Below are 10,465 nucleotides of genomic sequence, written 5' to 3' on the forward strand. Positions count from 1 at the left end.
CGCGCGTGCCCAAGCGCGCGGGGCCTGCCGGAGGGAACAAGGCGATGAGCCGGACACCGATGGCAGAGTGAACTCCGAGGGGTTCGCAAACGGCGGCGCGTCGACAGCGCCGCGACGAAATTTTTCAGAACGGTTTGCCGCATCGCTGCGGCTCAACCGACGCTGGTGGTGAAGATATCGGATACGTCGCACGGTGGAACGCCGGTCCTTTGGACGCAGACACCACCACAAAAACACCGATATCGTTTGTTCCCCAGCGTGCCAACTCAATTGCCGATGCTCGCATCGGCAAGGCGGTGGTGAAGATGTCTGTTACTTCGCGGTGAAGGCGCTCCGGCGCCGAGCGGGTTCGAACCCCGCACGCCGAAAGGCGGTTCGCCCGCAAGGGCAGCAACAGCATCGCTTGTTCCCCGCCAACCCTCTCCACGCCCCGTGGTGAAGATCGCTGTTACATCGTCTGTGAAACGAGAGGTCGCGGGTTCGAATCCCGCCCGGTGTCATGTGCGCCGGTAGCTCAGCGGTAGAGCACTTCCTGGCCGGCCTTGGCTTGCCGGGGTCTCAGCAATCGCCTGTTCCCGGGTCGTAGTCTTCAATCGTTGGCACGGTGTCCGCGCGCAAACGCCTTGCGTTTGCTACGACGTCGTGCCGACAGCCGGTGGTGAAGAGCGCTGCTACTTCGCTGTCGGAGGTTCGACTCCTCCCGGACGCAAGTCCGTAGCTCAGTGGTCGAGCACGTAAAGCCCGCAAGGGCGGTTCAGCTCTCGTCTGTTCCCCGGCACCACTTTCCAATCCATGATCGAACCAGAAAGGAGGCCATCATGGCCACGATCAACAAGATCATGCGCGCCTTCACCCGTGAGGGGGCGCGCGGCAAGCGCTTCACGCCTGAGATGGAGCTGCGGCGCGCGCTGCTGAACTGCCTCCTGTGGGAGAACCAGTTCTACGAGGACGGGGTCGCGATCGCCGATCGCATCAAGGCGCTGGTGCCGAAGGTCGAGCCGACGCGCGTGGCGGAACTCGCCGTCGCCGCCCGCGAGACCATGAAGCTGCGGCACGCGCCGCTGCTGGTGGTTCGCGAGATGGCACGGCACACAACCCATCGCGGTCTGGTCGCCGACACGCTCGCCCGCGTGATCCAGCGTCCGGACGAGATGACCGAGCTGCTCGCGATCTACTGGGCGGATGCGCTCGGCCCTCAGCAGCAGCGCAAGCGTCAGCCCGTCTCGGCACAGATCAAGAAGGGACTGGCGCGGGCGCTCACCAAGTTCGACGCCTACCAGCTCGCGAAGTACGATCGCGACGGCGCGGTGCGGATCAAGGACGTGCTGTTCCTGGTTCACGCCAAGCCGAAGGACGCCGCACAGGAGAAGTTGTGGAAGCAGCTTGTCGACGGCGAGCTGGCCTCGCCCGATACCTGGGAGGTTTCGCTCTCGTCCGGCAAGGACAAGCGTGAGACCTTCGAGCGGCTGATCGCTGAGAAGCGGCTCGGCGGGCTGGCGCTGCTCCGCAACCTGCGCCTGATGCAGAAGGCGGAGGTGCCGCGCCGGACCATTGCGGAGGCGATCGACGCGATGCGGACCGACCGCATCCTTCCCTACCGCTTCATCACGGCCGCGCGTTATGCGCCGGACTTCGAGCCGGAGCTGGAGGCCGCGATGTTGAAGTCGGTCAAGGATTACGCACGGCTTGACGGCCGCACGCGGCTCCTGATCGACGTGTCGGGATCGATGTTCACTCCGCTCTCGGCCCAGTCAGAAATGACTCGGGCGGAAGCGGCCTGCGGACTTGCGATCCTCGCCCGCGAGGTCTGCGACGAGGTGGAGATCTTCACGTTCAGCAATGAGGTCGTGAAGCTGCCGCCGCGCCGCGGATTCGCGCTGCGCGATGCGATCATCGGCTCGCAGCCGCATGGTGGGACGTATCTCGGCAAGGCGGTGACGGAGATCGACCGCAAGGGCGATCGCCTGGTCGTCTTCACCGACGAGCAGAGCCACGACCAGGTGCCCGCGCCCAAGGGACGCGGATACATGGTCAACGTGGTGTCCTACCGGCACGGGGTCGGACACGGCCCGTGGACGCGGGTCGACGGCTTCTCCGAGGCCGTGATCGCCTGGATCGCAGCGTCGGAACAGACGATGCACTGACCTGCGTCGCACAACAACGGACCCGGACGCGCGGACCTCCGCGCGCCCGGGTCTTTTTCAAGGGTGGCAACCGACATATTTGTGATCGCCCAGCGGCGATCCTCATCACGAGGTCGAGAGCCCTCACGCCAACTCCCCGTCATTTCGCTGCGGTTCATCTCGGCCGGCAGACAATGTGCGCAGTCAACCGCGGTCCAGAGGGAGCCGTGTGCCCATGCCGATCAGCCGCCGGCGAGCGCTCATGCTTGCCTCGTTTGCCGTAGCGAGCCCGCTGCTTGGCAGCGAAGGCCGTGCCGAACCGGCGCCGGCCGCCGGGGCTGCGACCTTCGACATGGCCACCTTCACGGCCACCTCCGGCGGCGACGCCGACGCGGCCTTTGCCAAGGCGCTGGCCGCCATCGCCAAGGCAGCGGCTGATGCGAGCAAGGTGGGGCCGGTTCACATCGTCCTCAATCTGGAGAAGAATGCCAGCTACCGGATCAAGCGGCCGCTCGCGTTCCGGCAATTGCACGGTTTCGAGCTCAACGGCAACGGCGCACAGCTGGTCAACACGGCACGCAGCGGGACCTTCGCGATCTCCGGCTGCAACCGCCTCACCATCCGCGATCTCACCATCGACTACGACCCGCTCCCCTTCACCCAGGGAACGATCACCGCATTCGACAAGCAAGCGGTCGACATCACGGTGAAGGTCGACCCCGGCTATCCCGATGATGCCGCACTGCTCGCCACCTTCACGGATGGCTTCTTCAAGGTGATGGACCGCCGCAACCGGGCACTGAAGACCGGCGCCAGGGATTTCCTCTCACCGGCCCATGCCACGCGCCTCGGCGACGGCCAGATCAAGGTGCATCTGCGGTGGGGCGCGAACGATCGTTTCCCGAGCCAGCTGCCGATCGCGGTCGGTGACGTCGTCACCATTGCAAATAGCGGCGCGCACGCCATCGCGGTGGACTCCAGCGTCGCCACCAGCCTGATCGACCTGAAGCTGCTGGCCTCGCCAGGCATGGGCATCATCGAGAACGGCGGCGAAGGCTCGATGATACTGCAGAAAGTCTCGGTCGTTCCGGGACCCCGGCCGAAGGGCGCGACGACCGACCGCCTGATCTCGACCAATTCCGACGGTTCGCACTTCACCGCGGTCGCGCGCGGTCCGACCATGGAGGACTGCAGTTTCGCCAATACCTCCGACGATGCCGTCAATGTGCACGGCTTCTACTACTACGTCGTGGCGAAGACCGCGCCGCGGCGGTTTCTGCTCAGCCCGAAATGGGACATCGGCCTTGCGGCCGGCGACGATATCGAGAGCTGCGACCATGCGACGTTTCGCTCCCTCGGACGCGGCAAGGTCGAGCAATTGACCAAGCGCCACGCGCCCGAGCTGAAGGCGAAGATCGCCCAGCTCTGGAAGAACAGGAGCCCGACCACGTTGCCGGACCTGATCTACGACGTGGTCCTGCAGCAGGACCTGCCGCTCAAGACCGGCGATGCCATCACCTCGCTGACGCACATCGGATCGGGCGCGACCGTGCTGCGTTGCAATTTCCACGCCTGCGGCCGCGTGCTGATGAAGGCGCCGAACGCCATCGTCGAGAACTGCCAGTTCACATTCTCGACCGGCGTCGCGCTGCAGGCGGGCAGCGACATCGGCTTCTGGTCGGAGTCGGGATTTGCCGAGAACCTCGTCTTCCGCAACAACCGCTTCAGCCACTGCGTCAACGGCGCCAATGAGCTGACCGGCGGCAGCGGAACGCTCGGCACGATCTATGTCGGCATGGTGCCGCCGGAAGGCGCCAAGGGATTTCAGGACAATTTCCAGAACCGGCGCGTCATCATCGAAGGCAATCACATCGACGATTCCTTTATCTACGCGATCTTCGTCAGCAATGCCGCCGGCCTCAAAATCGCCGGCAACGTGATCGGCCAGACTTTCGTGCGCGGTAGCGTGTTCGGGGCCGGCGAGTTCTTCCATATCAAACCCGACAGCGCGATCTTCGTCGGCCGCGCCAGGAACGTCGAGATCAGCAACAACGTCGCCGCACACGGCCGGATCGCGACGAATGCCGTCGCGATCGATGCGAGCTGCGACAAGCGCACGGTGTATCTCGCCGGCAACAGGCCGGCGTGAGCGAGCGCGACGCCGCTCAGGGCATCATTCCCGGACTTTGCCCTCCCCCTGTTTCTGCAGCGCCGTGATGTGCAGGCGGCGGCGGATCTCCATGCCCTGGCGGCGGTAGAGCGCGATCGCGGAGACGTTGCTGGTGAAGACGTGCAGGAACGGAATCTCGCCGCGCGCCACGATCTGGCGACCGACCGCCGACAGCAGCGCCTGGGCGTAGCCGCGGCCGCGATGGTCCGGATGCACGCAGACCGCGGTCATCTCGTTGTAGTTGCCCGGCTTCATCCGCTCCCCGGTCATCGCGACCAGCTCGCCGCCAACGCGGATACCGAGAAAGGTGCCGAGTTCATGCGTCCGCGCGCTGAACGGTCCGGGTTTTGTCATTTCCGTCAGCGCCATCATCGCGGGAACGTCGGCGGCCCCGAGCGTGACGATCTCGACGCTGGGCAGAGAAAACTCCGCCGGTGTGCCGATCATCTGCTCACCGGTCTCGGCCAACAGCACCTTGAACTCCGGCGGCACAGGGACAGGATCGGGCGTGAACAGCACCGCGATGTCAGGTCCCGACAACAGCGCACCGAGCGCGGCAAAACTATTGGCCGACATGTCGATCATGTCGGCGAAGGGTGCGATCGCGATCGGAAAGCGCCTTGCCTCGGCGCCGCCTTCCGCAAGGTCGCGTTGCCTCGTGGTCAGCGCGCTCCAGATCGGGCGATCAAGCGGATGGATCGGCGGGACTTCGGACATGCGGCGCTTCGCTCCCGATTTTCCTCGAACAGAGCAAGAAGCGCCGACAAAATCCAGCGTGGCGTGATGTCATTACGGCTCACAATCGCGCCAGCGGATTTCGCCGTGCCGAACCGATCCTTAGGCGACCTTCAGGCAGAGCTCGGTACCGCCCTTGAGCGGCAGCGTGATCGACACGAAGCCATTTTTGGGATCGCGCACGAACTCCAGAAAATCCGCCTCGGCATTGTCATTCATGACATAGCCGCCGACCCGAAGCTGCGGAGCAACGATCTCGATCACCTGGCGGGCGAGTGTCGGTCCCTTCTCGCCCGGCCAGCCGTCGATCAGGATGAAGTCGACGGGACCACCGAGATCGCGCAGCGTCTGGCGCGCATCGCCCTCGCGGATCTCGGCATAGTCGGCAAGGCCGGCCTCGGCGAGGTTGTGCTTCGCGGTTGCGACCTTGGCCGGCACGATCTCCGAGCCGATCACGGTGCCGCCGCCATTGTCGCGCATCGCGGCGGCGAAATACAGCGTCGACATTCCGACCGACGTCGCGAACTCCGCGACGCGTTTGGCGCGCAGGCCGCGGCACAACAGATAGATCAATTCACCTTGCTCGGGATGAATTGAGAAGCCCTGCTCTGCATAGTCGAGCGGATCGCGGCTCATCGTCAAATTGCCGCGCGGACCGCCGGCGGCCGGCCTGAGGCGCGTGGCCTGCAGGCGCGCGATGACGGCAGCGACGCGGGCGTCGGCAATCGCGCTGTGCGGTTCAGCGTTGTACATGAAGGGTCTCCCTTGCGGCTGCGTCATTGCTGCAGGATTTCAGCGGCGGCGCGGTCGAGGATTTTCGCGATGCGGCGCGCCTCGGCGGCATCGCAGCCGCGCTTCTGGCGCAGCGCGCTCTTCAGCGCGTGACGGGCGCGGTGCACGTCGTCGGAGGATTCGCCATCGAGATCGCTGACGCCGGCGAAGGCTTCGCGCACCTCCTCCATGCGGCCGCCGATCCGCGACAGCGCCTGGAGAATGGTGTCAGCGGTGGCGCGGTTCTCGGCGAGATGCGCCTTGCCCTGCTCGGTGATGCTGTAGAGCTTGCGCGCCGCATCCTGGGTGACGCTGGCATGGCCGATCTCCTCGAGGAAGGTCAGCGCCGGATAGATCACGCCCGGACTCGGGCTGTAGAAGCCGTCCGACCGCTCCTCGATTTTCTTGATCAACTCGTAGCCGTGCGCCGGCTGCTCGCCGAGCAGCGCGAGAATGACGAGCTGCAGGTCCTGCGACGAGAGCCGCCGCGATCCCGGAAAGTCGCCGCCGCCACCCCGCCCGAAGAAGCCATGGCCGCCGCGGCCAAAACGATGGCCGCCCCGGCCGTGCCGTCCCGTGGCGAAGAACCCAAACCGGAATCCGTCATCGTCCCGGCCGCCAAACATCGATCGTCTCATTGGTCATTCCTTACTGAAAACATATCTTACGATATATCTACAGAAGGTTTGGCGCCAACCCACATTTTCGTGAGGTCCCGCGGACAAACACCGACCGGTACTGGCCGGGATTGGCGGTTTACGCCGGGCTTGCCCGTCTTCGCGCGGCTGGCCTATGGCTTTGATGCCCCGCCAGCCCTTCCGACTCATGCGCCCAAAAACCTTCGAAGCTCATTGCCTGCGCCTGCCCGCCGCCACCAAGGTGGTGCAATGGGAAGGCACGTCGGTGTTCAAGGTCGGCGGCAAAATGTTCGCGCTGGCCGGCGGCTTCATCGCGAGCACCGGCGGCTTCATGTTCAAGACCTCGAACATGGCCTATCAGCTTCTGATCGAGCAGGAGCTCGCGCGGCCGGCGCCGTATCTGGCGCGTGCCAAATGGGTGCAATTGATCGGCAACGACGCCCTGCCCGACGGCGAGCTCAAGGCCTATCTCGACCAGGCCCACGCGCTCATTGCCGGAAAGCTGACGCGCAAATCGCGCAAGGCGCTCGGGCTCGACTGACGGGCCGAGCCGCAGCGCGGTTCAGCCACCCAGCGGCTCGTCGGAATCGCCCGACAGCAATTTCGGGAACAGCTCCTTGAAGGCGAACTTGTCATCGCCCTTGGCGCGATGGAAGCGCAGTACGACGTCGAACCGGCTGGCGTCCCATTTGGTGGGCGGCTTGCCCCTGCTGACTGGTATCAACGGAAGGACGTCGGCGATGATCGCCTTGTGCTCCCAGCACAGCAGCACGACGCCGTGCAGCGCCAGCAGCGCCTTGACCAGCGCCGGCTCATCACCTTTGCCAAAACCTTCGTTGGGCGTCGCGCCAAGACGCGCCGCCAGCGCCGAGATCGTCTCAGCGGGACGGCTGCTCGGGCCCCGGTTGGGCGTGGTGCCGGGCGTCGCGGCATAGATCGCGTCAGGCTTGGCAAAGTCGCCCTTGGCGAGGTCGGTGCCAAACAACGCGGTCCATGCGCCGGCGCGCTGCCAGCCGCGGAGGACAAGCGACTCGGTATCGGACACACCGTCCGCGGTGAAGCCGGGCCCCGGCCAGCCATCATCAGGCTTTTCGGCGTGACGGATGATGAAGAGCGTGAGCGCATCCATGGCGTCCTCCCCGGGGAAGATGTGTTGCTGGCAAGGGCAATTTCGATCCTACGCTGGCGGCATGCTCTGATTCATGAACGGCGTCACAATTTGCGAAAGCTCGACCGGTACTGTGCCGGCGACACGCCGAGCCGCTCGGTGAACACGATGCGCATGCGGTCGGCCGAGCCGAAGCCGCAATCGAACGCGACCGCCTTCAGCGGCCGGTCCGAGCCCTCGAGCAGCCGGCGCGCGGCGTCGACCCGCGCGCGTTCGACGAATTCATGCGGCGTGAGGCCGGTCTCCTGCGCGAAGGCGCGGCCGAAATTGCGCACGCTCATGCCGACTGCCTCGGCCAGCGTTTGCAGGGTGTGGCGCTCGCCGACACGCTGCATGACGTGCGCCTGCGCGCGCGCGATCGGCGAATCCTCGTCGACCGGCGCGGTAAGATAGGGGCTGAACTGCGACTGCCCGCCCTGGCGTTGCGCCACCACGACCAGCCGCTTTGCCACCGCGACCGCAACCTGCGGCCCATGACGCTCGGCAACCAGCGCGAGACCGAGATCGATGCCCGCGGTCACGCCGGCAGAGGTCATCAGCCTGCCGTCACGAATATAGATCCGGTCGAAGATCACCTCGGCGGCCGGAAAGCACGCCGCCAGAAGCTGCGCGTTCTGCCAATGCGTCGTCACCTTGTGCCCGTCGAGCAGCCCGGCATGGCCGAGCGCGAAGGCACCGGTGCAGATCGAACCGTAGAGCTCGGCGCGCGCGGGCGCCCCGCGCAGCCACTGCGTCAACGCCGGATCCGGCTCGGCTTCGGGCAAGGCCGGCCGACCGGCAACGAGCAGGATGTCGAATTTCTCCTTTGCCTCATCGAAACTGAGGTCGGCTGATATCTTCATGCCGTTCGATGCGCGCAGCGGTTCGCGGCTGGCGCCGACCAGCACGGTCTCATAGCCATCGCCAGCCGCGACAAAACCGTTGGTTTCCGCGAACACATCGACGGGACCGGCGACGTCGAGCGCCTGAACCCCTTCGTGAATCGCGATCGCCACTTTGTGAACCGCCATACCTTCTCCCTGCCCCAGCCTTTCCTTGCCTGTGGCGCGAAACGATGTCTCGTTGGCCCGATCCGGCGGCGCACGAGCGTTGCGGGATCAGGCCAAGACGGGCGACAAACAGATCACGGATCACGCCACCAGGCGATCTGAACACACCGCAGAGACGAGCGCCGGCGGGCCCCGCGTGTTCGCACGCCACGGCATCGTCTTGCCATATCGAGGAGCGTCTTGAAATGAGCGAGATCATCGCCGGCATCCGTGTACCCGACAGCGCCATGGCCCGCGCCGCGACCCAGCTGGTGCGCGATACCGAGGACGACCTGCTCTACAATCACAGCCGCCGCGTGTTCTTCTGGGGCGCGCTCACCGGCAATCGCCGCAAGCTGAAGTTCGATCCCGAGCTGCTCTATATCGGCGCCATGTTCCACGACATGGGCCTCACCGCCGAACATGCGAGCCCCGATCTGCGCTTCGAGGTCGACGGTGCCAGCGCCGCACGCGACTTCCTCAAGGGCTACGGCGTCGCCGAGCGCGACATCGAGGACGTCTGGGCCTCGATCGCGCTGCACACCACGCCCGGCATCCCCGAGCATATGCGTCCGACCATCGCGCTGGTCACCGCCGGCGTCGAGATGGACGTGCCCGGCATCGCCTACGACGATTTCTCACACGAGCACCGCGACCATGTCTGCGCGCATCATCCGCGCGAGGCGAACTTCAAGGAGAACATCATCGATCATTTCGCGGCCGGCACCATCGAGAAGCCGCTGACCACCTTTGGTAACGTCAAGGCCGACGTGCTGGCGCTGAAGGACATAAACTACACACGGGTGAACTTCTGCTCGATCATCCTCGGCTCGAAATGGCCGACCTAAGGCAAGGCGACTTTCAGGCGTGCGGACCGCGGTCGGGGCCTGGAGCTCGCCCAGCGGCCGCGAGCGCGAGCCTCGCAAGGTAGTGCGTCCAACCCCTGCTATGGCTCGCGCACTGCTCCGCGTTCGGGAGGCCGCTATGGGTCATCCGCAACAGCGTGCCGCTGTCCTTGTTGATCAGGTCGATCTCGATCAGGCTCGATCCCGGAGGGACCTCCGCGCCGCCCTCCCAGCCGAAGCTGTAGGCGAGACGATGCACCGGCACGACCTCGCGAAATGCGCCGCGCGCAGCGCGGTTGCGGTCGTTGCCGAGGCCCTTGAGCAAATAGAGCCCGCCGGGATGCAGCTCGGTCTCGGCCTCGAGCCCCATCCAGCTCACGATCTTCTGCGGATCGGTCAGGAAGGCGAACACGGTTGCCGGCGGCGCTGCGATCTGGATCTCGCGTTGAACGATGAAAGCTTCAGTCATCGGTTCACTCTCCATTGACGGTGGGTCTTCAGGGATAATTCGTGACAAGGGTGGCGCATCAACCCCATGATGGGGCGATGCAATTGTCCTCGACTCTGAGCTGGCTGGTCGACGCCGCAGCCGAGACCGCAGGCGCCAACCGGTTGCTGGCGGACCTGGGTGGCCACCTTATCACGGATGGCCTGCCGCTTGCCGGCGGCGCGCTGACGCTCGAAGTTCCGCACCCGTTGATCGCCAGGCGCACGTGGCTGTGGGGCGCGGGCAATGGCGAGGTCATCGAGGCGCTCGGCTTCGCGCCGGAACAGCCCTTTGCAATGCCCGATATGGTCGGATCCGGCGATGCCGGCCGGCGCTGGCTCAATAGCCTCGCGCCCGGCCCCATCCACGAGGACACGATTGGAACGCGGCCGGATGGCCCGACCCTCGGCTGGATCGGGACACGCGCCTTCACGCCGGCCGAGGCGGATCAATTGCGCGAGGCGGCGCGCTTCACGACTGCACCGCTCGCCGCGCTCGCG

Annotated in this window: 11 protein-coding genes and 1 pseudogene; 5 read left to right on the top strand and 7 right to left on the bottom strand. The window is 65.5% G+C overall.

Annotated features, from left to right (window positions below; all coding sequences use genetic code 11):
* Nucleotides 1–124: 124 nt before the first annotated feature.
* Nucleotides 125–400 (bottom strand): hypothetical protein, encoded by a 276-nt coding sequence (locus H8B02_RS40360; protein WP_229171263.1) that lies wholly within the window; start codon nucleotides 398–400, stop codon nucleotides 125–127.
* A 418-nt stretch (nucleotides 401–818) separates the two neighbouring features.
* Between H8B02_RS40360 and H8B02_RS40365 the strand changes: the two genes are divergently transcribed.
* Together H8B02_RS40365 and H8B02_RS40370 are read left to right on the top strand one after the other, a co-directional pair.
* Nucleotides 819–2,144: a TROVE domain-containing protein gene (locus H8B02_RS40365; protein WP_229171264.1), complete on the top strand. Its 1,326-nt coding sequence runs from the start codon at nucleotides 819–821 to the stop codon at nucleotides 2,142–2,144.
* A gap of 241 nt (nucleotides 2,145–2,385) precedes the next feature.
* Entirely contained in the window at nucleotides 2,386–4,272 is a 1,887-nt protein-coding gene (locus tag H8B02_RS40370) for a right-handed parallel beta-helix repeat-containing protein (protein ID WP_229171265.1), read from the top strand.
* Nucleotides 4,273–4,296: 24 nt separating this feature from the next.
* On the opposite strand, the gene H8B02_RS40375 is transcribed toward H8B02_RS40370, so the two are convergent.
* From H8B02_RS40375 to H8B02_RS40385, 3 genes are all read right to left on the bottom strand, one after another.
* Nucleotides 4,297–5,010 carry a GNAT family N-acetyltransferase gene (locus H8B02_RS40375; protein ID WP_229171266.1) on the bottom strand — a complete coding sequence of 238 codons (714 nt, stop codon included), beginning with the start codon at nucleotides 5,008–5,010 and terminating at the stop codon, nucleotides 4,297–4,299.
* 120 nt (nucleotides 5,011–5,130) lie between these two features.
* Nucleotides 5,131–5,781, bottom strand: a complete 651-nt coding sequence (locus tag H8B02_RS40380) for an O-methyltransferase (protein ID WP_229171267.1) — start codon at nucleotides 5,779–5,781, stop codon at nucleotides 5,131–5,133.
* Nucleotides 5,782–5,804: 23 nt separating this feature from the next.
* A complete protein-coding gene (locus H8B02_RS40385; protein WP_229171273.1) occupies nucleotides 5,805–6,425 on the bottom strand; it encodes a PadR family transcriptional regulator in 621 nt (206 codons plus the stop codon).
* A 199-nt stretch (nucleotides 6,426–6,624) separates the two neighbouring features.
* On the opposite strand from H8B02_RS40385, the gene H8B02_RS40390 reads away from it, so the two are divergent.
* The gene (locus H8B02_RS40390) at nucleotides 6,625–6,978 is read left to right on the top strand and encodes an MmcQ/YjbR family DNA-binding protein (protein ID WP_229171268.1); all 354 of its coding nucleotides are present in this window, start codon (nucleotides 6,625–6,627) and stop codon (nucleotides 6,976–6,978) included.
* 21 nt (nucleotides 6,979–6,999) lie between these two features.
* Here H8B02_RS40390 and H8B02_RS40395 read toward each other — a convergent pair whose 3' ends face one another.
* Together H8B02_RS40395 and H8B02_RS40400 are read right to left on the bottom strand one after the other, a co-directional pair.
* Nucleotides 7,000–7,566, bottom strand: a complete 567-nt coding sequence (locus tag H8B02_RS40395; protein WP_229171269.1) for a histidine phosphatase family protein — start codon at nucleotides 7,564–7,566, stop codon at nucleotides 7,000–7,002.
* Nucleotides 7,567–7,649: 83 nt separating this feature from the next.
* Nucleotides 7,650–8,615, bottom strand: coding sequence for a GlxA family transcriptional regulator (locus H8B02_RS40400; RefSeq protein ID WP_229171270.1), 966 nt, complete (start codon nucleotides 8,613–8,615; stop codon nucleotides 7,650–7,652).
* A gap of 224 nt (nucleotides 8,616–8,839) precedes the next feature.
* Here H8B02_RS40400 and H8B02_RS40405 point away from each other — a divergent pair, with 224 nt between their 5' ends.
* Nucleotides 8,840–9,481 (top strand): HD domain-containing protein, encoded by a 642-nt coding sequence (locus tag H8B02_RS40405; RefSeq protein ID WP_229171271.1) that lies wholly within the window; start codon nucleotides 8,840–8,842, stop codon nucleotides 9,479–9,481.
* A 13-nt stretch (nucleotides 9,482–9,494) separates the two neighbouring features.
* Here H8B02_RS40405 and H8B02_RS40410 read toward each other — a convergent pair whose 3' ends face one another.
* Nucleotides 9,495–9,947 carry an SRPBCC family protein gene (locus tag H8B02_RS40410; protein WP_229171272.1) on the bottom strand — a complete coding sequence of 151 codons (453 nt, stop codon included), beginning with the start codon at nucleotides 9,945–9,947 and terminating at the stop codon, nucleotides 9,495–9,497.
* 77 nt (nucleotides 9,948–10,024) lie between these two features.
* On the opposite strand from H8B02_RS40410, the pseudogene H8B02_RS40415 reads away from it, so the two are divergent.
* A pseudogene (locus H8B02_RS40415) lies at nucleotides 10,025–10,465 on the top strand (adenylate/guanylate cyclase domain-containing protein); the annotation flags it as partial.

Source organism: Bradyrhizobium altum (assembly GCF_020889705.1).
Lineage (GTDB): Bacteria > Pseudomonadota > Alphaproteobacteria > Rhizobiales > Xanthobacteraceae > Bradyrhizobium > Bradyrhizobium altum.

Bases quoted from the DNA above. Each gene is read 5' to 3' on its own strand.
- H8B02_RS40405 (WP_229171271.1), top strand. From the start codon at position 8,840: ATGAGCGAGATCATCGCCGGCATCCGTGTACCCGACAGCGCCATGGCC.
- H8B02_RS40385 (WP_229171273.1), bottom strand. From the start codon at position 6,425: ATGTTTGGCGGCCGGGACGATGACGGATTCCGGTTTGGGTTCTTCGCC.
- H8B02_RS40400 (WP_229171270.1), bottom strand. From the start codon at position 8,615: ATGGCGGTTCACAAAGTGGCGATCGCGATTCACGAAGGGGTTCAGGCG.
- H8B02_RS40365 (WP_229171264.1), top strand. From the start codon at position 819: ATGGCCACGATCAACAAGATCATGCGCGCCTTCACCCGTGAGGGGGCG.
- H8B02_RS40395 (WP_229171269.1), bottom strand. From the start codon at position 7,566: ATGGATGCGCTCACGCTCTTCATCATCCGTCACGCCGAAAAGCCTGAT.
- H8B02_RS40380 (WP_229171267.1), bottom strand. From the start codon at position 5,781: ATGTACAACGCTGAACCGCACAGCGCGATTGCCGACGCCCGCGTCGCT.
- H8B02_RS40390 (WP_229171268.1), top strand. From the start codon at position 6,625: ATGCGCCCAAAAACCTTCGAAGCTCATTGCCTGCGCCTGCCCGCCGCC.
- H8B02_RS40360 (WP_229171263.1), bottom strand. From the start codon at position 400: ATGCTGTTGCTGCCCTTGCGGGCGAACCGCCTTTCGGCGTGCGGGGTT.
- H8B02_RS40410 (WP_229171272.1), bottom strand. From the start codon at position 9,947: ATGACTGAAGCTTTCATCGTTCAACGCGAGATCCAGATCGCAGCGCCG.
- H8B02_RS40375 (WP_229171266.1), bottom strand. From the start codon at position 5,010: ATGTCCGAAGTCCCGCCGATCCATCCGCTTGATCGCCCGATCTGGAGC.
- H8B02_RS40370 (WP_229171265.1), top strand. From the start codon at position 2,386: ATGCTTGCCTCGTTTGCCGTAGCGAGCCCGCTGCTTGGCAGCGAAGGC.